Consider the following 21,033-nt stretch of genomic DNA (forward strand, 5'->3'; position numbering starts at 1 on the left):
ATCCGAAATCCAACGTCACATGGAGCGAAAAATGGCACTCACTTTGGCAAAGAACCAGACGATCTCACTCGAGAAAACTGCTGGTACAGGCCTCAAGAAAGTCAGCATGGGACTTGGATGGGACCCTGAAAAAGCCAGTGGTTTCTTCGGTAAATTGCTCGGTGGTGGCGGCGGCGATATCGACCTGGATGCCTCGTGCATCATGCTCGACGCCGACAAAAAGCCCCTCGATCTTGTCTGGTTCCGCCAGTTGCAATCGCGTGACGGTGCCATTCAGCATTCGGGTGACAACCGTACCGGCGAAGGCGCGGGCGACGATGAAACCATCAGCGTCGATCTGGAAAAACTGCCTGCCACGGTCAAATACCTGGTGTTCACCGTCAATTCGTTCACCGGTCAGAATTTCGAAAAAGTCGCCAACGCCTACTGCCGTATTGTCGACCTGGGCAGCCGTAACGAACTGGGCCGCTTTGATCTGTCCGAAAAAGGCCAGCACACCGGCGTGGTGATGTCCTATCTGGCGCGCACCCCTGCAGGTTGGGATTTCACCGCAGTAGGGCAGGTCACCAATGGCCGTACTGCAGATGATCTGGTCGAGCTGGCGATCGGGGCTGTACGCGCATGACCCAACTTGTCCCGGGCGCCAACGCGCCGGTCGCTGCCGGCCCGCTGACGGTGGAAGTTATTTACTCTCCGCTCGCGGATGCGGATATCGATGTTTCTGCGTTTCTGCTGACCGCTTCCGGCAAGGTCCGTGGCGATCAGGACATGTGTTTCTACGGCCAGAAAAGCGTGAACGGCGGTGCGCTGCAGCAGACGGAAGCGTCAGCCGGACGCGCAGTGTTCAGTCTTGATCCGAGCCGTCTGGACTCGGTCATCGAGAAGGTGGCCCTGACGGCGACCATCTATGAGAACAAGGCCAGTTTTGGCAGCGTGTCGCGCCTGGCCTTGAACATCACCGGTGGTATCGAAGCCGATATCCCTACAAGCGGCATGAAAGAAACCGCGTTGATTCTGGGCGAGTTCTACCTGCGTCAGGGGGCATGGAAGTTCCGTTGCGTGGCCCAGGGTTTTGCTGGCGGCCTTGAGCCATTGGCAAAAAACTTCGGCGTTGAAGTCGCCGCGCCGCAGGATCAGCCTGCACCTGCACCTGCACCTGCACCTGCACCTGCACCTGCACCTGCACCTGCACCTGCACCTGTTCCAGCGCCTGTGCCCAAGTCGACCGTCAGTCTGAGCAAGATTACGCTCGACAAGACCCGTGCTTCCATCAGTCTGGAAAAATCCAGTGCCGGTTTCGGTGAGATTCGGGTCAACCTGAACTGGAACCGTCGTAACGACAGCAAGGGCGGTGGCTTCTTCTCTATGAAGAAGAGCAATGCCATCGACCTTGATGTAGGCTGCCTCTTCGAAATGCAGGACGGTCTCAAAGGCGCTGTTCAGGCGCTGGGCAACTCGTTCGGTTCGCTCAACACCGAGCCGTTCATCAAGTTGATGGGCGATGACCGTACCGGCTCGATCAGCGACGGTGAGTGGCTGCATATCAATGGCGCGCACTGGAGCAAGATCCGTCGCATTCTGGTCTACGCGTTCATCTATGAAGGTGCGCCGAACTGGAAGGAAACCGACGGGGTCGTCACCATTCACGCGCCGGGCCAGCCGCCCATCGAGGTTCGCCTCAATGAAGAGGGCGGTCGCCAGGGCATGTGTGCCATTGCCCTGCTGGAAAATGACAACGGTGCGGTCAAGGTGACGCGTCGTGTGGATTTCCATAACGGCCACAGCAACATGGATAAAGCCTACGGATGGGGCATGCGCTGGGCTGCAGGTTCCAAGTAAACATACCGTGGTATTTCTGGGCTGGCTGTGCCGCCTCATGGGAGATAGACATGCTGGACTGGTTGAAAACAAACGCAACAGCTGCTCGCGACAAGCTGGCTTCGGAAGTCTCGAAGTTCAAGAATCGCGAATTCATGGAGGCTGTGGTTTCCGGCTGTGCTCTGGTATCGGCCGCAGACGGTGATATCAGCTCCAGTGAAAAGCAGAAAATGGCCGGCTTCATTCAGAACTCTCAGGAACTGAAAGTTTTCGACATGAAGGACGTCATCCAGGGCTTCCAGGAAGCCTGCTCAAAGTTCGAGTTCGATTTTGAAATTGGTCGTGCCGAGGCCTTGAAAACCATCGGCAAGATCAAAAAGAAAGAAGATGCAGGCCGTTTGCTGGTGCGCGTCTGCTGTGCTATCGGCGGCGCCGATGGCAGCTTCGATGAGAAAGAGCGGGAAGTCTGCCGCACGATCTGTCGAGAGCTTGGCCTCAACCCGTCCGATTTCGACCTGTAATTTTTTACCCTAAGGAACGCAGTTAAATGGAAAGCACCTCTCTAGGCTTCCCTCCACTCACGATGGCGGTTTTCGTCGGTCTGGCCGTTACGGCCATGGCTATCGACATGTTCTCCCACCGTGGAAACAAGCCAATCACCCTCGCGCAAGCCTCGGCGTGGTCGATTTTCTGGGTCGCCATTTCGCTGGCCTTCGCCGGTTTCCTGTATGTCCAGCACGGCTCTGAAGTCGCCACGCTGTTCGTGACCGGTTACGCGCTGGAAAAAGTGTTGAGCGTCGACAACCTGTTCGTGTTCATGGCGTTGTTCTCCTGGTTCAAGATTCCGGATGGCCTGCGCCACCGCGTTCTGTACTGGGGCATCATCGGCGCCATCGTCTTCCGCGGCATCTTCGTCGCCATCGGTACCGGCCTTCTGGCGCTGGGTCCATGGGTCGAAGTGGTGTTTGCGGTCATCGTTGCCTGGACAGCCATCATGATGCTCAGGGCGGGCGATGACGACGACGAAGAAGTCGACTACTCGCAACACATGGCTTATCGCTTCGCCAAGAAGCTGTTCCCGGTGTGGCCAAAACTGCACGGCAGCAACTTCTTCGTTCGTCGCTCGGTTCTCGAGCAGGAAGTCAAAAAGCCTGAAAACGCCGGTATCACGCTGGCGGCCAAAGGCGCTCTGTTCGCGACCCCGCTGTTCCTGTGTCTGGTTGTGGCCGAAATCTCCGACGTGCTGTTCGCGTTCGACTCCGTGCCTGCAATCATCGCCGTGAGCCGCGAGCCGCTGATCGTGTTCTCGGCCATGCTGTTCGCGATTCTCGGTCTGCGTACCCTGTACTTCGTTCTGGAAGCCCTCAAGCGCTACCTGGTGCACCTGGAGAAAGCGGTTATCGCCTTGCTGTTCTTCATCGCCGTCAAACTGGGCCTGAATGCAACCAACCACCTGTTCCATCACGGTTACGAGATCAGCGCCAACACCAGCCTGCTGGTTGTGGTCGTCGTATTGATCATCGGTATCGTTGCAAGCCTGCTCTTCCCGGGCAAAGACGAATCCGCGGAAGAAAAAGCGTAAACACTGGATAAAGGAGATAAACGAATCATGGCTTTGACTCTGCAAAAAGGTGGCAACCTTTCGCTGTCGAAAACCGACCCTACCCTGACCAACGTATTGATCGGTCTGGGCTGGGACCCGCGAGCCACTGACGGACAGGATTTCGACCTGGACGCCAGCGCATTCCTGTTGGCCGCCAATGGCAAGGTCCGCAGTGAAGCTGACTTCATTTTCTACAACCAGCTCAAGAGCGCCGACGGTTCTGTCGAGCACACCGGTGACAACCGTACCGGTGCTGGCGACGGCGATGACGAAGTCCTCAAGGTCGATCTGGCCCGTGTCCCTGCCGATGTGGAGAAAGTTGTTTTCGTCGTGACCATTCACGACGCAGACAGCCGCAAGCAGAACTTCGGTCAGGTGGGTGGCTCGTTCATTCGCGTATTGAATGAGCAGTCAGGTTCTGAAGTTGTTCGCTATGACCTGGCAGAAGACGCTTCCACTGAAACCGCGATGATTTTCGCCGAACTGTACCGCAACAATGGCGAGTGGAAGTTCCGCGCCGTGGGTAGCGGTTTTGCCGGTGGACTGAAAGCCGTAGCCAACTCTTTCGGCATGAATTTCTGATTCACGCCCAACCACTTTTCTGGAAAGGATCAAGAACATGGCAGTAAGTCTGAGTAAAGGTGGCAACGTTTCCCTGTCCAAAGAGGCTCCTGGCCTGACAGAAATCACCGTGGGCCTGGGCTGGGATCCGCGTGTGACCGATGGCACCGAGTTCGACCTGGATGCTTCGATCTTCATCGTTGGCGAAAATGGCAAAGTGCTGGACGACAGCAGTTTCATTTTCTACAACAACAAGAAGTCGGCTGATGGTTCAGTCGAGCACCTGGGCGATAACCGTTCAGGCGCTGGCGAGGGCGATGACGAGTCGGTAACGGTCAAGCTCACTGGCCTGGCAGCGGCAGTGAAGAAGCTGGTTTTCGCGGTTACCATCCATTCCGCTGAAGAGCGCAAGCAAAGCTTTGGCCAGGTTTCCAACGCTTACATCCGCGTTGTGAACAAGGCTGACGGCAAGGAAGTTGCTCGTTACGACCTGTCGGAAGATGCATCGACCGAAACCGCGATGATCTTCGGCGAGTTGTATCGCAATGGCGAAGAGTTCAAGTTCAAGGCCATTGGCCAGGGCTTTGCCGGCGGTCTGAAGCCGTTGGCAGAAGCTCACGGCGTGGCAATCGGCTAAACCCGAGCAGCGCCCAATAAAAACCCCGCCAGCGATGGCGGGGTTTTTTTATTGGGTGCTGATCATAGCTATCGTTCCTCACGCTCCAGCGTGGGAATGCACTTCACGACGCTCTGCGTCGTCAAGAGGACGCGGAGCGTCCAGAACAGCATGCGACGCAGAACGTCGCACGATAGTTGCAAGTGCGCAGCACAGTCTTCGGTCCAATAACGTAGTGCTGAAGTTAACGTTCGCTTCTGCCCACACCCGATGGTCCTGCGGCCAGCATGCGCCCGGCCAGTCGGGAGAAGGGCAGGCTTTGCAGCCATACTGTGCCGGGGCCGGTCAGTCTGGCGAAGAAAACCCCTTCGCCGCCGAACAGCATCGACTTGATGCCGCCACCGACCGTGCGGATATCGTAATCGACGGTCTGGGTCATGGCTGCCAGGCATCCGGTGTCGACGTCCAGCGCTTCGCCTGCCGCCAGTTCGATCTTGCGCACCGTGCCGCCCATGTGCACGAACACCCAGCCGTCACCTTCCAGCTTTTGCAGGATGAAACCTTCGCCCCCGAACAGACCGGTGAGGATTTTCTTCTGGAACTGGATACCGATGGAGACGCCCTTGGCGCCAGCCAGAAAACTGTCTTTCTGACAGATCAGCCTGCCGCCGAAGTCGCGCAGGTTGAGCGGCAGTATCGTGCCGGGGTAGGGCGCTGCAAACGCCACGCGGCCCTTGCCTGAACCCTGTTGCGAAAACACCGTAGTGAACAGGCTTTCGCCGGTCAGCATGCGCTTGCCTGCACCGAACAGCGAACCCAGCAGCCCGGACGATTGATTGCTGCCGTCGCCGAAGATGGTCTCCATCTGCACGTCGCAGGTCTTGTACATCATCGCTCCGGCTTCGGCGACGGCGCTTTCGCCAGGGTCAAGCTCCAGTTCGATGAACTGGGTTTCCGTGCCGTACAGCTTGAAGTCCACGCCATCGGTGGTCTGCGCCAGGCCATAGCCGCCCGAGGCGTTCGGGTCGGGCGTAAACGAAGGGCGTCTGGCGGGCACAGAGGCCGGCGCGGGTGTCGGGGCTGCCTGCGCCGGCAGCGCGGACGGCCTGGGCTGGATCATGTCCGGCGTCGGATCAGGAAAAGGCGTCACCCCGTCCTTCTTCATGGCGCGCACCTGCGGCACCTGATAGATCGGCTGCCAGTCCGGCATGCCCTGCTTCCAGCACCACGCGCCGGGCGACTCACGGGCAATCAGCCGCGCAGCATCCGCGTCCATCGGGCCGAGTTGCTTGCCCGCGTTCATCACAAACCATTGTTCCAAAGCGTCTACTCCCGAGCGAATAGTGACAGTTGGCTGTGCGCGATGCGTCAGAGGCTCAGGCGCATGGACAGGTCCACGGCTTTCACGTCCTTGGTCATCGCACCGATGGAAATGTAATCGACACCCGTTTCTGCAATCACCCGCAGGGTGTCGTCATTGATGCCGCCGCTGGCTTCAAGACTGGCACGGCCTGCGGTAAGGCGCACAGCCTCGCGCATGTCATCAAGGCTCAATTCATCGAGCATGATGATGTCGGCGCCTGCGTCCAGCGCCTGCCTGAGCTCACTCAGGCTTTCCACCTCGACTTCAACAGGCTTGCCGGGGGCAATTCGGTGCGCCGCTTCTATTGCCTGAGCGATGCCGCCACAGGCTGCGATATGGTTTTCCTTGATCAGAAACGCGTCGTACAGCCCGATGCGATGGTTATGACAGCCGCCGCAGGTGACCGCGTATTTCTGCGCCAGGCGCAGGCCCGGCAGGGTCTTGCGGGTATCCAGCAGTTTGACCTGAGTGCCCGCGACCATGTCCGCGAAGTACTGCGCCCGGGTGGCCACTCCCGAGAGCATCTGCAGAAAATTGAGCGCGCTGCGTTCGCCGGTCAACAGCGAGCGGGCCGGGCCTTCAAGGTGAAACAGCGCCTGATTGGGACTGACACGGTCGCCATCGGTCACTTGCCAGTGCACGGCGACGCGCGGGTCCAGTTGCCGGAAGACCGCATCGACCCAGGCAGTACCGGCGATCACCGCTGCATCGCGGGAAATGATAGTGGCCTTGGCCAGCCGTTCTGCCGGAATCAATTGGGCGGTGATATCGCCGCTGCCGACATCCTCCAGCAATGCGCGACGCACATTGGCCTCGATCTCGGCGGTCAGGTCGGCAATTCGTAAATTCGGCATAGCGGGCTCCAGTAGCAAAGTCGTTCGAGTATAAGGCACCGCATCCCGCTTACCCACCTGCGCCATGCCAGGGTGTTACCCCTGGAAACGTGCAGTTGGTCGGTTTGGCAAATTCGTTTGCGATGGAAAGCGAATATCGCGGTCTATCGCTGCACATGAATGCCTTGCCGCTTCATTCGCGAGAGTGAAAGAAAAGTCTCACTGGCGTTGATGACAAGTTTTGAAAGATAATCCGACTTGTAATTGACGCCATGAGTTTGACGTTGTGCAAGGCCAAGGGGGTCGCTTCACAGTGCGAGGGTAACAAGCCACGTTTGTGATGGGGTTCAGGTTGTTTCCTGTCAGGGGGTGTAATGCCAAACGACGAAAAAGTAGTGCCGTTGAGCAAATCGTTCCCTTTGCAGGGGGCGGGTACTCCGTTGGCCCGGTTACCCGTTGTGTTGTTGCAGGTTCGCGACAAGGCGGCCCAGCAGCTCAAGGATGCATTGCAGGCGTTGTTCGATAACGCCGACGATACGCTGTTCGAAATGGCTGACCGCGCCCGCAGCAACACTGAGCAGAACATCTTTTTTGAAGCCATGCGTGACCTGCGTCTCAAGCGCAAAAGCATAGAACGTGGCTTCCTCGACAAGTTCTACGAGTCCTTTCTGGTCCTGGGCCAGTATCAGATTCAGGAGCCTGTGCTTCCAGCCCCTGTGTCCTTCGACAAGCTGTCGCTGGTGCACAACGACGATCTCGAGAAGACCGTGGCCGTGGACGCTATGGTCAGCAAGGTCATGAGCCGTGACGCCCTCGCTCTGGGGCAGCTCACTGCACGCCTGAACGTGCTCATTCCGCAAGCCATCGCCGAAGACTCCAACCCCCTGGGGCCGGCGATGCTGTGCAGGTTCTTTCTGGACGCCGGGCGCAGCCTTGGCGTCGAGATCAAGGTCAAGCTGATCATTCTCAAACTGTTCGAGAAGTACGTCCTGACCAATACGGACGACCTGTACAGCGAAGCCAATCAGTTGCTGATTGCCACAGGTGTATTACCGAACATGAAAGCATTGCCGGCCCGTCGTTCATCCGACAGGGCGGCGCCCAGAAGTCGTGTCTCCGAGATGTCCGACCCTGCCTTGAACGAAGCCGCCGACAAGCTCGACAAGGGTGTGCAGGAGGTCTTCTCGGCGTTGCAGGAACTGCTGCTGCACGTGCGCGGTAATCTCGCGCCGCGTCATGAGCCCAACGCCGAAGTGCGTCCGATTTCCAGCCGGGACCTGCTGCGCCTGCTGTCTCACCTGCAGCAATATGTGCCGTCGCAGGAGACTTCAGACGATTTCGACCTGCGCAATCAGTTGGAACAACTGCTGACGCGAGTCAACGTCAAGACCGGCAAATCCAGAATCGTCGGTGTCGGTGACGAGGACGTCATCAACCTGATCGCCATGCTGTTCGAGTTCATTCTCGATGACCGCAACCTGACGCCTTCACTGCGTGCTTTGATCGGGCGTCTGCAGATTCCGATGCTCAAAGTGGCTGTCATCGACAAAAGCTTCTTCAGCCGCGGCAGTCATCCTGCCCGTCGCCTGCTTAACGAAATTGCCACTGCCGCATTGGGCTGGGGCGGTCGTGACGACTATCAGCGCGACTCGCTGTATCAGCGTGTCGAGCAGATCGTGCAGCGCCTGCTCAATGATTTTGTCGATGACCCGGCAATTTTTTCCGAATTGCTGGCGGATTTTCTGGCCTTCACCAGTGACGAGCGTCGCCGCAGCGAGTTGCTCGAGCAGCGCACCCGCGATGCCGAAGAAGGGCGCGCCCGAGCCGAATTGGCCAGGCAGCAGGTGCAGCATGAGCTGAATCAGCGCCTATTGGGCAAAACCTTGCCCGAGGTGGTTGTGCGGCTGTTGCAGGAGGCCTGGAGCAAGGTCCTGCTGTTGACCTGTCTCAAGCATGGCGAAGAGTCCAGCGAGTGGCAGGCCGGGCTGGAGACCATGGACGAGTTGATCTGGAGCGTCGAGCTGCACGACGACCCGCAGGCTCTGCAGCGCTTGCTGGAGCTGGTTCCGGGACTGCTCAAGTCGCTGCGTGATGGCTTGACCAGCGCCGCGTTTGACCCCTTTGCCACCAGCGAATTCTTCAGCCAGCTGGAGTCGCTGCATGTCCAGGCTTTCCAGCACTTCTCGCGCCTGCAGGAAGGCGAGGGCGATACCGTTCAGGCAGACGGCCTGGCCGTCGAAGGCCCGCCGATGATGGCGGTGGTCGAGGAAATCGTTCTGATTACTCCTGAAGAGCAGATGCTCAATGAACCGGTGGTTCAGCTACCCGATGACGATGCAGGCCTGCAGATGGTCGACAAGTTGCGGGTCGGTTGCTGGGTCGAGATTCAGGAAGATGAAGAGCACAAGCTGCGTTGCAAGTTGACCGCGATTGTCGAGCCTACCGGACGTTATGTGTTCGTCAATCGTACCGGCATGAAGGTTCTGGAAAAGACCCGCACCGGCCTTGCCGTCGAATTTCGTCGCGGTGCGGTGCGTATTCTCGACGACGCGCTACTCTTCGATCGGGCTCTGGAGTCCGTCATCAGCAACCTGCGCAACCTCAAGGGTGCCTGATTGACTGATTAAAACTATCGTTCGTCTGCGCTGCTGATCGTCAGGCAGCCGATTGACCAGCGTGCCGACGCCTCGCGTCGNCTCCGTCACAGATCCCTGCATCTACGGCGTGTTTCCTACATCGCGGATCCGTACCCCAACCCCCACGTCAGCTGCTGTCACGGGCATAATCAGCGCTACTTATTTACCCCCGTTCAAGGAGCATTCATGCAACTGGACTCCGCAAGCGGCTGGTGCGACGGCGTGCAGCATTGCCCCTCGCCCAACTTCAATGCGCGACCCGAAGGCGAAATCTCGCTGCTGGTGATCCACAACATCAGCCTGCCGCCAGCGCAATTCAAGACCGGCAAGGTGCAGGCTTTCTTTCAGAACCGGCTCGACACCGACGAGCATCCCTACTTTGTGGGGATTGCCGATCTGCGCGTTTCAGCGCATTTTCTGATTGAACGTGATGGCGAGGTCATTCAGTTCGTCTCTTGTCTTGATCGTGCATGGCACGCCGGCGTTTCCTGTTTTCAGGGCCGGGAAGGGTGTAATGACTTTTCTGTCGGCATCGAACTGGAGGGGACGGATGACCAGCCTTTCACCGATGCGCAATACCACGCGCTGATCGACCTGACGCGACAGTTGCGCCAGGCATTCGAGGCGATCACCCCCGAGCGTATCTGTGGTCACAGTGACGTGGCGCCGGGACGCAAGACTGATCCTGGGCCCTGTTTTGACTGGGCCAGGTTTCGAGCGGCTTTGCTGGATTGATGTGAGGGACGAACAATGAGTTTTCTGGTGCTACTGCTGGCCGTTCTTATCGAAAAGTTTTCTGCCCTGCGTCAGCGCGCTCAGCGTGACGGGCCGTGGCTGAAAGAACTGGCAAAGCTCGAGGCCAGCCCGCGGACCTCGACACGTCCCTGGTTGATGCTGGCGCTGCTGGTGCTCGTGCCCGTGCTGATCCTGCAACTGGCGCTGACCATCATCGGCTCGGTAGCCTATGGCTGGCTGGTTCTGCCCATTCACCTGCTGGTGTTGATCTACAGCCTTGGCCGGGTTGATCTGGTTGCGGTGCTCGGGCCGTTTCGCGATGCCTGCCGACGTGGCGATGCGCAGGCTGCGGTGCACGTGGCCGAGCGCGACATGGGCGTGCAGGCGGACAACAGCGAGCAATTGCTGCAGGGTGTGCAGGGCTACCTGCTCTGGCAGGCGTTTCAGAGTTTCTTCGCCGTGATTTTCTGGTACTTCGTACTCGGCCCGGTGGCTGCGCTGGCCTACAGGCTATTGGCACTTGCTGCCGAGCACGGCAAGACTCCAGCACTGGTCGAGCGCGCAGGGCAGTTGCGCCATGCCTTTGACTGGGTGCCGGTCAGGTTGCTCGCCGCCAGCTTCGCATTAGTCGGCAATTTTGTGGCGGTCACCCGGGTGATGCTGCATGAACTGCTGAACTGGAACATCAGTGCTGCGCAATTGATTACGCGCGTTGGCTGCGCCGCCAGCGAGGTTCCGCCGCCGATGATGGGCGCGCAGGGCGTCACCGGCCTCGACATGCTCTGGGAGCTGCTGGTACGTGCGGCGGTGGTCTGGTACGCAGGGTTTGCCCTGTGGACCCTTCTGCTCTGATCCGATCCTGGCCGCACAGGTCAGGCAGGTGACATCAGGTGTGTGACAGGCGAGGCCAGTCGAACAGTTCGCAGGCGTTGTCCGTGCTCGCCTGGGCCAGTCGCTGGGGGCTGATCTTCATCAGCTCCGCGATGGCCTCGCAAATGTCGGGCAAGTGCTGCGGGCTGTTGCGCTGGTAGGGATGCATGGCGGGCGCCATGTCCGGTGAGTCGGTTTCCAGCACCACGCTGTCCAGCGGCAGTTCGGCGATGACCCGATGCATGCGCAGTGCCTGCGGCCAGGTCGCCGCTCCGCCCAGACCCAGTTTGAACCCCAGTTTGATGTATTCGCGTGCCTCTTCGCGGCTGCCGGCAAAGGCGTGAATGATGCCGCTGCGTTTTGGTTTGTGGCGCTTGAGCGTCGAGATCACATCGGCATGGCTGCGGCGCACGTGCAGCAAGGCGGGCAGGTTGAAGTCCGCTGCCAGCTGCAATTGCGCGTCAAAGAGCGTCTGCTGACGCGCCTTGTCCGGGCGCTCTACGTAATAATCCAGACCGATCTCACCCACCGCACATAACTGCGGATGGCCTTTCAGGCGCGTCAGCCAGTCGCCCAGCTCGGTCAGGTGTTCGGTACGGTGCTCATCGATGTACACCGGATGCATGCCGAACGCTGCGTGCAGGGCGGGGTTGGCTTCGGTCAGCTCCCAGAGCCGCTGCCAGTTACGCTGATACACCCCGAGCACCACCATGCGCTCAACGCCAAGCGTCAGACAGTTGTCCAGAACCTGAGCGCGGTCGGCATCGAAATCCGGAAAATCCAGGTGGGTATGGGTATCGATCAGCGTCACAGTCACGCCTCGTGAATACGTTGCTTGAAAGCCCTGGCAATCGCATGCACGCCGGGCTGGTAATCGTCCTTCTCGATAGCGGCCAGCGCCAGTTGCAGGGCCTTGTCGGCGATCAACTGGTGTTGCTGAGCCATGGCGTTGACGGGCAACGGCAGAAAATCGAGCAACTGCGTATCGCCGAAGGTGCCCAGATGCAGTGGAGGCGATTGCAGCACCTGACTTTGCAGCACATCGAACACGCCTTGCAGCAGCACATAAGACGTTGTGATCAACGCGTCCGGAAAATGTCCCTGGCGCTGTAGCAGTTCGGTCATCAAACGCTGACCACACTGGCGGCTGAACGCTTCGCCGTGCTCGATGATGGTGGCGCCGGTAAACCCGTCGAGTGCATGTTCGAAGCCGGCTGCACGCGCGCGACTGATGCTCAGTTCAGGGCGTGCGCCGATCAGGGCGATATGTCGCGGTCGGGTTTGCAGGAGGCTGTGGGTCAGTTGCTGGCAGGCGTCATGGTCATCGCTGACCACCGAGCAGAAAAACTCGGGATTCATTTCCCGGTCGATGGCGATGATCGGCGTGCCCTTGAGCTGCAATTCCCGGTAACTGTCGTCACCGGTCGGCAGGCAGCTGGCCACCAGCAGCGCGTCGCAACGGCGGGCGCGGAACAGCTGCAACAGTTGCAGTTCGCTGGCGGGGTCGTCATCGGAGCTGGCGATCAGCAATTGATAACCGAGGCTGCGCGCGCCTTGCTCGAGCAATTTGGCAATGCGTGCATAGCTGGGGTTTTCCAGGTCGGGCAGGATGAAGCCCAGTGTCTTGCTATGACGGCTGCGCAGGCCCGCCGCTTGCGGGTTGGGTCGGAAGTCGTGCTGCTCGACCACGGCTTTGACACGCTCGACCGTTGCCGGACTGATGCGCTGTTTTTCGGCCTTGCCATTGATCACGTAACTGGCCGTAGTGACAGAAACACCTGCCAGACGTGCGATATCGCTCAGTTTCACCCCGGAATTTCCTTTTATTAGGTACGCGGCTCAGGACAATCGAGTTATTTTTTTCATGGCGCTGATCTTTACACCAGACCGTAGGAAATTCCCAAGTACTTCACGTATTTTGGGAATTGTCCCACAGTGATCGCGCCGTCCGGGCTTCAATGAATCCGCAGAATCGAGTAACGTGCCGGGCAATTCTAGATTAAACGATTCAGCACGCCTGTTGTCTGCTGCAATCGAGATGAAAGTGATGTCCGATACGATGCTCGGAAAGATATCACCCTCATCCCCCTAAGCTGTCGATCACGTGATCGTCATTAAAACAAGAATCAGGTGGCGCCTTGGCGCTGCACAGGAGTCAAGGCAATGCTCGAACTCACTCTGGAGCAAATATCCATGGCCCAGTCGGCTGTGGATAAAACTGCCGCACTTAAGCTGATTGCCGACCACCTGGTCGCTGATGGTCTGGTTGCCGAGGGCTACCTCACCGGGCTGATGAACCGTGAGCAGCAAGGCTCGACCTTTCTCGGTCAGGGCATCGCCATCCCACACGGTACACCCGAAACCCGCGACCTGGTGTTCACCACCGGTGTGCGTCTGATGCAGTTCCCCGAAGGGGTGGACTGGGGCGACGGACAAATGGTTTACCTGGCGATTGGTATCGCTGCCAAATCCGACGAGCACTTGCGTTTGCTGCAACTGCTGACGCGCGCACTGGGTGAAGAGGACCTCGGCCAGGCGCTGCGCGAAGCGAAGACCCCGGAAGACCTGCTCAAGCTATTGCAGGGCGCTCCGCAGGAACTGGCACTCGACGCCCAGATGATCAGCCTCGGCGTTTCGGCCGACGATTTCGAAGAACTGGTCTGGCGCGGCGCACGCCTGTTGCGCAAGGCCGACTGCGTGAGTAACGGTTTTGCCGCTGTGCTCCAGCAAGTGGAAGCGTTGTCGCTGGGTGATGGCCTCTGGTGGCTGCACAGCGAGCAAACCGTCAAGCGTCCCGGTCTGGCGTTCGTCACCCCCGACAAACCCATGCGCTACCTGGGTCAGCCGCTGACCGGTCTGTTCTGCCTGGCCAGCCTCGGTGAGGCGCATCAGGCGCTGCTCGAGCGTCTGTGTCTGTTGCTGATCGAAGGCCGTGGCCACGAGTTGGGTCACGCCACCAACAGTCGCGCCGTGCTGGAGGCGCTCGGCGGCGAACTGCCCGCCGAGTGGCCGACCCGGCAGATTCAGCTGGCCAACGCCCATGGCCTGCACGCTCGCCCGGCGAAGATACTGGCGCAGCTGGCCAAGGAGTTTGACGGCGAGATCCGCATGCGTGTGCTGGAAACCGGCGAAGCCGCCGTGTCGGCCAAGAGCCTGAGCAAGCTGCTCAGCCTCGGTGCGCGCCGTGGTCAGACGCTGGAATTCATTGCCGAGCCGACCATCGCCGACGACGCGTTGCCAGCCCTGATCGCTGCCGTTGAGCAAGGTCTGGGCGAGGAAGTCGAACCCTTGCCTGCTGTCTCGCAGACCGAGGCTGCGCCAGCGCCGGCCCCGGCGGCTGCCAAACCGCTCAGCGCTCCGCCAGCAGGCAGCGTGTTGCAGGCCGTTTCTGCTTCACCGGGCATTGCCATGGGGCCGGCGCATATTCAAGTGCTGCAAAGCTTCGATTATCCGCAGCGGGGTGAGTCGGTGGCTGCCGAGCGCGAGCGCTTGCACAAGGCGATTGGCGAAGTACGCAGCGATATCGAAAATCTCATTCAGCGCAGCAAATCAAAGGCCATCCGGGAAATCTTCATCACCCACCAGGAGATGCTCGAAGACCCGGAACTGACCAACGAAGTCGAGGTGCGCCTCAATAACGACGAAAGCGCGGCGGCTGCGTGGGCCACGGTCATCGAGACCGCTGCCGTTCAGCAGGAACAGCTAAAGGACGCGTTGCTGGCCGAGCGCGCCGCAGACCTGCGTGACGTCGGTCGCCGCGTACTGGCGCAGATCTGTGGCGTCGAAACCGTTGCGGCCCCGGACGAACCCTACATTCTGGTGATGGACGAAGTCGGCCCGTCCGACGTTGCCCGTCTCGACCCGGCGCAGGTCGCCGGTATTCTCACCGCACGTGGCGGTGCCACCGCGCACAGCGCCATCGTGGCGCGTGCGCTGGGCATTCCTGCACTGGTAGGGGCTGGTGATGAAGTGTTGCTGCTCAAGCCGGGCACCGTACTGCTGCTCGACAGCCAGCGCGGACGGCTGACCGTCGCGCCTGACGAGGCGACTCTGCAGCGCGCAGTTCAGGACCGTGACGCGCGTGAGCAGCGTCTCAAGGCGGCAGCCGAAGCACGCATGGAGCCCGCCGTGACGCGCGATGGTCATGCTGTCGAAGTCTTCGCCAATATCGGCGACAGCACCGGCACACCGGCCGCCGTGGAGCAGGGCGCGGAAGGCGTCGGCCTGCTGCGTACCGAACTGCTGTTCATGGCGCATTCCCAGGCGCCCGATGAAGCTACGCAGGAAGCTGAATACCGCCGCGTGTTGACCGATCTGGGCGGGCGTCCGCTGGTGGTGCGTACGCTGGACGTCGGTGGCGACAAGCCGCTGCCTTACTGGCCGATCGCCAAAGAGGAAAACCCGTTCCTCGGCGTCCGCGGTATCCGTCTCACCCTGCAGCGCCCTGACGTCATGGAAAGCCAGCTTCGCGCCCTGTTGCGTTCGGCAGACAGCGGCCCGCTGCGCATCATGTTCCCGATGATTGGCACGCTTGAAGAGTGGCGTCAGGCGCGGGACATGACCCAGCGCCTGCGCGAGGAAATTCCGGTCAGCGACCTGCAACTGGGGATCATGATCGAGGTGCCATCGGCGGCGCTGATCGCTCCGGTGCTGGCGAAGGAAGTGGACTTCTTCAGCATCGGCACCAATGACCTGACGCAATACACCATGGCCATCGACCGCGGCCACCCGACGCTGTCGGCCCAGGCTGACGGCCTGCACCCGTCGGTGCTGCAACTGATCGACATGACCGTGCGCGCTGCGCATGCCAACGGCAAATGGGTGGGCGTGTGCGGTGAGCTGGCTGCAGACCCGCTGGCCGTGCCGATTCTGGTCGGTCTGGGCGTGGATGAGTTGAGTGTTTCGGCGCGCAGCATTGGCGAGGTCAAGGCCTGCGTACGTGAACTGACCCTGAGCAGCGCTCAGCAACTGGCGCAAAATGCGCTGACGGCGGGCAGCGCCGCTGAAGTCCGCGCGCTTGTGGAGGCTGTGTAATGGCGAAGATTCTTACCCTGACCATGAACCCGGCGCTGGACCTGACTGTACAGTTGGGGCAGTTGGAGCTGGGCCAGGTCAACCGCAGCACGGCGATGCTCACTCACGCCGCGGGCAAAGGCCTGAATGTGGCGCAGGTGCTGGCTGATCTGGGCCATGACCTGACCGTTGCCGGTTTTCTCGGTGTTGATAATCAGCAAGCGTTCGAGGCGTTGTTCGAGCGCCGTCAGTTCGTCGACGAGTTTGTCCGGGTGCCGGGCGAAACGCGCAGCAACATCAAGCTGGCCGAAGGCAGTGGCCGCATCACCGACTTGAACGGCCCGGGCCCCCAGGTCAGTGAAGAGGCTCAGCAGGCGCTGTTCACTCGCGTTGAACAGATCGCTCAGGGTTTCGACGTGGTGGTCGTGGCGGGCAGTCTGCCGCGCGGTGTCACGCCGGAGTGGCTGCAAAAACTGTTGCTGATGCTCAAGGACCTCGGTCTGAAAGTGGCGCTGGACAGCAGTGGTCTGGCCTTGCGTGCCGGTCTGAAGGCCGGGCCCTGGCTGATCAAACCCAATACCGAAGAGCTGGCTGATGCGCTCGACGCACCGATCATCTCCATCGCTGCACAAGCCGAGGCGGCTGCGCGTTTGCAGGCGCAGGGCATCGAGCATGTGGTGATCTCTCAAGGCTCCGAAGGCGTGCACTGGTTCAGCCCGAGCGTGGCACTGCATTCACTGCCGCCCAAGGTCACCGTGGCCAGTACGGTCGGTGCGGGTGACTCGCTGCTGGCAGGCATGGTGCACGGCTTGATCAGCGGTCAAGAGCCGCAGAAGACCTTGCGCACTGCCACAGCGATTGCCGCCATGGCGGTGACCCAGATCGGTTTCGGTATCACCGATGCCGCGCAACTCAAACGGCTTGAAGGCGGCGTCACTGTACGCAGCCTTTCAGAACAATAAGAGAGGATCGTCATGAAGTTAGCCATAGTTACGGCCTGCCCGAACGGCAAGGTCAGCAGCGTACTCAGCGCACGATTGCTCGAAGCGGCGGCCCTGCGCCAGGGCTGGGAAACCAGCGTCGAAATCATCGATCCCAATAAGGCCGATCAGCACTTGTCCGCTCAGGACATCGAAGCCGCCGATCTTGTCCTCGTGGTCAATACCGGTCCGGTGGACCTGAGCCGCTTTGTCGGCAAACGCCTGTTTCAGGATTCGCCTGCGCATGCGTTGCAGGATGTCGACAGTTTTCTGCAGCGCGCCGAGCGAGAAGCGCAGGTGCATGTGGCGTCCGAAGCAGCGGCGCCTCAGGCAAGCGGTGATACGGGCGCGCAACCGCGCATCGTTGCGATCACGGCTTGTCCGACCGGCGTCGCGCACACGTTCATGGCGGCCGAAGCGATCCAGCAGGCTGCCAAGCGTCTGAATTACGACCTGCAAGTCGAAACCCAGGGTTCGGTCGGTGCGCGCAACCCGCTCAGCGCCAAGGCCATCGCCGATGCCGACGTGGTGCTGCTGGCGGCGGATATCGAGGTCAATACCGACCGCTTTGCCGGCAAGAAGATCTACCGTTGCGGCACCGGGATCGCCCTCAAGCAGTCCGAGGCGACCCTGAAAAAAGCCCTGTCGGAAGGGCAGGTGGAATCCGATGAGGCCACCGCCAAGTCACCCGCCAGACAAGAAAAGACGGGCGTCTACAAGCACCTGCTGACCGGCGTGTCGTTCATGCTGCCGATGGTCGTGGCGGGCGGGCTGTTGATCGCTCTTTCCTTCGTGTTCGGTATCACCGCGTTCAAAGAGCCGGGCACGCTGGCTGCTGCACTGATGCAGATCGGTGGGGAAGCGGCGTTCAAACTGATGGTGCCGTTGCTGGCCGGTTACATCGCCTATTCGATTGCTGACCGTCCGGGGCTGGCACCCGGCATGATCGGTGGTCTGTTGGCGAGTACGCTGGGTGCCGGGTTCATTGGCGGTATCGTTGCAGGCTTTCTGGCCGGTTACAGTGCTGCCGCGATCAACCGCTACGCACGTCTGCCGGCCAGTGTCGAAGCGCTCAAGCCGATTCTGATCATCCCGTTGCTGTCGAGCCTGTTCACCGGTCTGGTGATGATTTACGTGGTCGGCAAGCCGGTTGCCGGGATGCTCGAAGCCTTGACGCACTTCCTCGACAGCATGGGCACCACCAACGCGATCCTGTTGGGCGTGGTGCTGGGCGCAATGATGTGCGTCGACCTCGGTGGGCCGATCAACAAGGCGTCCTATGCGTTCTCGGTCGGTTTGCTGGCGTCCCAGAGCTACGCGCCGATGGCTACAGCGATGGCTGCCGGTATGGTGCCGCCCATCGGCATGGGCATCGCCACGATCCTGGCCCGCCGCAAGTTCGCCCAGAGCGAGCGTGAAGCAGGCAAGGCGGCGTTCGTGCTGGGGCTGTGCTTCATCTCGGAAGGTGCCATTCCCTTCGCTGCCAAGGACCCGTTGCGGGTGATTCCGGCCAGTGTCGTGGGTGGCGCGCTGACGGGTGCGTTGTCGATGTACTTCGGTTGCAAGCTGATGGCACCGCATGGTGGCCTGTTCGTGATGCTGATCCCCAACGCGATCAACCATGCGCTGCTTTATCTGGTGGCGATCATCGCCGGCAGTGTGCTGACCGGCGTGATCTACGCGCTGATCAAGCGTCCGGAGCCTGCTGACATGGAAGTGGCGCCCGCAGCCGCCTGATGATGCAAGGCGCGGGCTGTCCCGCGCCTTCTGCCTGCCCTAGCGCTCCAGCGCCAGGGCAACCCCCTGACCACCACCGATGCACAGCGTGGCCAGGCCCTTCTTCACATCGCGCCTGATCATCTCGTGCAGCAGTGTCACCAGCACGCGGCAGCCCGACGCGCCAATGGGGTGGCCAAGGGCGATAGCGCCACCATTCACGTTGAGCTTTTGCGGATCCAGCCCCAGCTCCTTGCCCACCGACAGGGACTGTGCGGCAAAGGCTTCGTTGGCTTCGATAAGGTCCAGTTCGGCCAGCGACCAGCCAGCCTTGTCCAGGCAGCGACGCGTGGCACTGACCGGCCCGATGCCCATGATGGCCGGGTCGACACCGGCGTTGGCATACGCGGCGATGCGCGCCAGCACCGGCAAGCCCAGTTGCTCGGCCTTGGCGGCACTCATCAGCATCACGGCGGCAGCCCCGTCGTTCAGCGACGAGGCATTGCCGGCGGTGACCGTGCCGTCCTTTTTGAAGGCGGGCTTGAGCTTGGCCAGGGTCTCGGCGGTGGTGCCGGCGCGGGGCTGCTCGTCTGTTGCAAAGGACAGCGGATCACCCTTGCGCTGGGGGATCAGGATTGGCGTGATCTCATCGGCGAAGCGTCCGGCTTCAATCGCAGCCATCGCCTTTTGCTGAGACAAGGCGGCGAACTCGTCCTGGGCTTCACGACTGATATCGTACTGCTGCGCGAGGTTCTCGGCGGTGATGCCCATGTGGTAATCATTGAATGCATCCCACAGGCCGTCAGTGATCATTGTATCGACCATGCTGGCGTGGCCCATGCGCAGACCGGTACGCGCGCCCGGCAGCACGTAGTTGGACAGACTCATGTTTTCCTGGCCGCCGGCGATGATGATCTCGGCGTCGCCGCAGCGGATCGCCTGGGTCGCCAGGTGCAGGGCCTTGAGGCCGGAGCCGCAGACCTTGTTCAGGGTCATGGCCGGTACCGAGAAGGGCAGGCCGGCCTTGATGGCTGCCTGCCGCGCCGGGTTCTGACCAGCGCCTGCGGTCAGCACCTGACCCATGATGACTTCATCGACCTGCGCGCCGTCCACGCCGGTGCGGGCAAGCAGTTGACGAATGACCGCTGCGCCGAGGTCGACTGCGGCGACAGAGGCCAGTGAGCCCTGAAAGCTGCCCACGGCGGTACGGGTGGCGGCGACGATAACGACGTCGAGCATGGTGCTGATCCTCATTGTTATTGAGCGCTCATGGTGGCACAGATAGGCAGGCAGGTTCCAACCGTGAACCGCTCGGTCACGGTTTGCCGCAAACCGTCACGTATGGTTCAAACGTCCATGCGGCGCCTGGCACGTTGCGCCGATCCGTCGCGTACGGCCCAGCGCAGAATGGGCGCAGTACTGTTGACGCCCAGGCGGATCATCCGGCGTTTGAAGGGGCTTTGCGTGATGTCGAGCATGTCACTGGCCCAGTCCGGCAGCAGATCGATACCGGCGCGCATCATCAACACGCCAAACGGCTTGGCCAGCCAGTTGGGGGCAGGCGCGTCAAGCAGCAGGCGCAGCACTTCACGGCTGCGCGCGTCACAGATCAGTTGACCACGAATGTCTGCCAGATAGTCAGCGATGGCCTGATGCGAGCGTGGAACGTTGCGTGCACCGAGTCGCTCGGCAACCAGCGCTGTTTCAGCGTAATACGCGTCCTGATCGGCGAGCGACATATCCGGGTTGAGGTAGCGTAGATGGGCTGCGAGAAAGCTGCTGACTTCAGCCACATGCACCCAGGTCAGCAAATCCGGATCGCTGGCGGCATACGGCCGACCATCGGGCGCGGTGCCGACGATGTTGAGGTGAATGTTGCGGACCTTGTCGATCAGCCAGTTGGCATCTCGCGTTGAGCCATAGGTGGTGCCGGACAGAAACTGCCCGGTACGGCGCAGGCGGCCGAGCATGTCCTGACGAAAGTTGGAGTGGTCCCAGATGCCCGCCAGTGCCAGCGGGTGCAAAGCCTGCAGCATCAATGCGCTGATGCCGCCGACCAGCATGCTGGTGAAATCGCCATGCACCTTCCAGCACACCGCCTGAGGGCCAAACAGGCCCGGATCGCCCTTGGGGCTTTCCAGATCAAGTTGACCCAGCGCCAGGCCGGTAAGGCTGATGACCTGGGTTTCGATGCGGGTGCGGATGAATTCCATGTCGTGCTCAGGGCATCGGGGAGGGCGTGGATAAAACGGACTGAAGCTCTCATGCCAAGCGCGCAGCGCTCACTGT

18 protein-coding genes are annotated in these 21,033 nt (G+C 60.6%); 12 read left to right on the forward strand and 6 right to left on the reverse strand.

Features of this window, described 5'->3' with window-relative positions; all coding sequences use genetic code 11:
- The first annotated feature begins 31 nt into the window (after positions 1-31).
- The 6 genes from AO388_RS08785 to AO388_RS08810 are packed head-to-tail and all read left to right on the forward strand — an operon-like array spanning position 32 to position 4,619.
- The gene (locus AO388_RS08785; protein ID WP_002552034.1) at positions 32-625 is read left to right on the forward strand and encodes a TerD family protein; all 594 of its coding nucleotides are present in this window, start codon (positions 32-34) and stop codon (positions 623-625) included.
- Positions 622-1,839: a TerD family protein gene (locus tag AO388_RS08790; protein WP_058416309.1), complete on the forward strand. Its 1,218-nt coding sequence runs from the start codon at positions 622-624 to the stop codon at positions 1,837-1,839. Before AO388_RS08785 ends, AO388_RS08790 begins: the two co-directional genes overlap by 4 nt.
- Before the next feature lie 50 nt (positions 1,840-1,889).
- The gene (locus AO388_RS08795; RefSeq protein WP_058416310.1) at positions 1,890-2,339 is read left to right on the forward strand and encodes a tellurite resistance TerB family protein; all 450 of its coding nucleotides are present in this window, start codon (positions 1,890-1,892) and stop codon (positions 2,337-2,339) included.
- A gap of 26 nt (positions 2,340-2,365) precedes the next feature.
- A complete protein-coding gene (locus tag AO388_RS08800; protein WP_003371301.1) occupies positions 2,366-3,400 on the forward strand; it encodes a TerC/Alx family metal homeostasis membrane protein in 1,035 nt (344 codons plus the stop codon).
- A gap of 27 nt (positions 3,401-3,427) precedes the next feature.
- Entirely contained in the window at positions 3,428-4,003 is a 576-nt protein-coding gene (locus tag AO388_RS08805) for a TerD family protein (protein WP_003371302.1), read from the forward strand.
- Between the two features lie 37 nt (positions 4,004-4,040).
- The gene (locus tag AO388_RS08810) at positions 4,041-4,619 is read left to right on the forward strand and encodes a TerD family protein (RefSeq protein WP_003371304.1); all 579 of its coding nucleotides are present in this window, start codon (positions 4,041-4,043) and stop codon (positions 4,617-4,619) included.
- A gap of 223 nt (positions 4,620-4,842) precedes the next feature.
- Here the strand turns inward: AO388_RS08810 and AO388_RS08815 are convergent, their stop codons facing one another.
- Positions 4,843-5,919 (reverse strand): TIGR00266 family protein, encoded by a 1,077-nt coding sequence (locus tag AO388_RS08815; protein WP_003430709.1) that lies wholly within the window; start codon positions 5,917-5,919, stop codon positions 4,843-4,845.
- Between the two features lie 47 nt (positions 5,920-5,966).
- Positions 5,967-6,815: a carboxylating nicotinate-nucleotide diphosphorylase gene (gene nadC, locus AO388_RS08820; protein WP_044310142.1), complete on the reverse strand. Its 849-nt coding sequence runs from the start codon at positions 6,813-6,815 to the stop codon at positions 5,967-5,969.
- A 353-nt stretch (positions 6,816-7,168) separates the two neighbouring features.
- On the opposite strand from nadC, the gene AO388_RS08825 reads away from it, so the two are divergent.
- From AO388_RS08825 to ampE, 3 genes are all read left to right on the forward strand, one after another.
- Complete coding sequence (locus AO388_RS08825) at positions 7,169-9,409, forward strand: DUF1631 domain-containing protein (protein WP_058416311.1); 2,241 nt, start codon at positions 7,169-7,171, stop codon at positions 9,407-9,409.
- A 207-nt stretch (positions 9,410-9,616) separates the two neighbouring features.
- On the forward strand, positions 9,617-10,165 hold the full coding sequence (gene ampD, locus AO388_RS08830) for a 1,6-anhydro-N-acetylmuramyl-L-alanine amidase AmpD (protein ID WP_003430703.1): 549 nt from the start codon (positions 9,617-9,619) through the stop codon (positions 10,163-10,165).
- A gap of 15 nt (positions 10,166-10,180) precedes the next feature.
- Entirely contained in the window at positions 10,181-11,017 is an 837-nt protein-coding gene (gene ampE / locus AO388_RS08835; protein WP_058416312.1) for a regulatory signaling modulator protein AmpE, read from the forward strand.
- Positions 11,018-11,051: 34 nt separating this feature from the next.
- Here ampE and AO388_RS08840 read toward each other — a convergent pair whose 3' ends face one another.
- Positions 11,052-11,852 (reverse strand): TatD family hydrolase, encoded by an 801-nt coding sequence (locus AO388_RS08840; RefSeq protein WP_003371316.1) that lies wholly within the window; start codon positions 11,850-11,852, stop codon positions 11,052-11,054.
- Positions 11,849-12,844 (reverse strand): catabolite repressor/activator, encoded by a 996-nt coding sequence (gene cra, locus AO388_RS08845; protein WP_003371318.1) that lies wholly within the window; start codon positions 12,842-12,844, stop codon positions 11,849-11,851. The genes AO388_RS08840 and cra overlap by 4 nt, the downstream gene beginning before the upstream one ends.
- Positions 12,845-13,198: 354 nt before the next feature.
- On the opposite strand from cra, the gene ptsP reads away from it, so the two are divergent.
- Genes ptsP through AO388_RS08860 form a run of 3 tightly spaced genes read left to right on the forward strand, consistent with a single transcriptional unit; the run spans position 13,199 to position 18,765 of the window.
- Positions 13,199-16,069 (forward strand): phosphoenolpyruvate--protein phosphotransferase, encoded by a 2,871-nt coding sequence (ptsP, locus tag AO388_RS08850; protein WP_024661370.1) that lies wholly within the window; start codon positions 13,199-13,201, stop codon positions 16,067-16,069.
- Entirely contained in the window at positions 16,069-17,010 is a 942-nt protein-coding gene (gene pfkB / locus AO388_RS08855; RefSeq protein WP_003430696.1) for a 1-phosphofructokinase, read from the forward strand. Before ptsP ends, pfkB begins: the two co-directional genes overlap by 1 nt.
- Before the next feature lie 12 nt (positions 17,011-17,022).
- Complete coding sequence (locus AO388_RS08860) at positions 17,023-18,765, forward strand: PTS fructose-like transporter subunit IIB (protein WP_058416313.1); 1,743 nt, start codon at positions 17,023-17,025, stop codon at positions 18,763-18,765.
- A 39-nt stretch (positions 18,766-18,804) separates the two neighbouring features.
- On the opposite strand, the gene AO388_RS08865 is transcribed toward AO388_RS08860, so the two are convergent.
- Positions 18,805-19,983 (reverse strand): acetyl-CoA C-acetyltransferase, encoded by a 1,179-nt coding sequence (locus AO388_RS08865; RefSeq protein WP_044310162.1) that lies wholly within the window; start codon positions 19,981-19,983, stop codon positions 18,805-18,807.
- 107 nt (positions 19,984-20,090) lie between these two features.
- Complete coding sequence (locus tag AO388_RS08870; protein WP_058397512.1) at positions 20,091-20,957, reverse strand: oxygenase MpaB family protein; 867 nt, start codon at positions 20,955-20,957, stop codon at positions 20,091-20,093.
- Between the last annotated feature and the right edge of the window lie 76 nt (positions 20,958-21,033).

Origin of the sequence: Pseudomonas sp. ICMP 10191 (assembly GCF_001467335.1) — a bacterium.
GTDB lineage: Bacteria > Pseudomonadota > Gammaproteobacteria > Pseudomonadales > Pseudomonadaceae > Aquipseudomonas > Aquipseudomonas cerasi.

Coding starts and splice junctions, on each gene's coding strand:
- AO388_RS08860 (WP_058416313.1), top strand. CDS start 17,023: ATGAAGTTAGCCATAGTTACGGCCTGCCCGAACGGCAAGGTCAGCAGC.
- AO388_RS08785 (WP_002552034.1), top strand. CDS start 32: ATGGCACTCACTTTGGCAAAGAACCAGACGATCTCACTCGAGAAAACT.
- pfkB (WP_003430696.1), top strand. CDS start 16,069: ATGGCGAAGATTCTTACCCTGACCATGAACCCGGCGCTGGACCTGACT.
- nadC (WP_044310142.1), bottom strand. CDS start 6,815: ATGCCGAATTTACGAATTGCCGACCTGACCGCCGAGATCGAGGCCAAT.
- AO388_RS08810 (WP_003371304.1), top strand. CDS start 4,041: ATGGCAGTAAGTCTGAGTAAAGGTGGCAACGTTTCCCTGTCCAAAGAG.
- AO388_RS08805 (WP_003371302.1), top strand. CDS start 3,428: ATGGCTTTGACTCTGCAAAAAGGTGGCAACCTTTCGCTGTCGAAAACC.
- AO388_RS08790 (WP_058416309.1), top strand. CDS start 622: ATGACCCAACTTGTCCCGGGCGCCAACGCGCCGGTCGCTGCCGGCCCG.
- AO388_RS08800 (WP_003371301.1), top strand. CDS start 2,366: ATGGAAAGCACCTCTCTAGGCTTCCCTCCACTCACGATGGCGGTTTTC.
- AO388_RS08795 (WP_058416310.1), top strand. CDS start 1,890: ATGCTGGACTGGTTGAAAACAAACGCAACAGCTGCTCGCGACAAGCTG.
- AO388_RS08825 (WP_058416311.1), top strand. CDS start 7,169: ATGCCAAACGACGAAAAAGTAGTGCCGTTGAGCAAATCGTTCCCTTTG.
- AO388_RS08865 (WP_044310162.1), bottom strand. CDS start 19,983: ATGCTCGACGTCGTTATCGTCGCCGCCACCCGTACCGCCGTGGGCAGC.
- AO388_RS08870 (WP_058397512.1), bottom strand. CDS start 20,957: ATGGAATTCATCCGCACCCGCATCGAAACCCAGGTCATCAGCCTTACC.
- ampD (WP_003430703.1), top strand. CDS start 9,617: ATGCAACTGGACTCCGCAAGCGGCTGGTGCGACGGCGTGCAGCATTGC.
- ptsP (WP_024661370.1), top strand. CDS start 13,199: ATGCTCGAACTCACTCTGGAGCAAATATCCATGGCCCAGTCGGCTGTG.
- ampE (WP_058416312.1), top strand. CDS start 10,181: ATGAGTTTTCTGGTGCTACTGCTGGCCGTTCTTATCGAAAAGTTTTCT.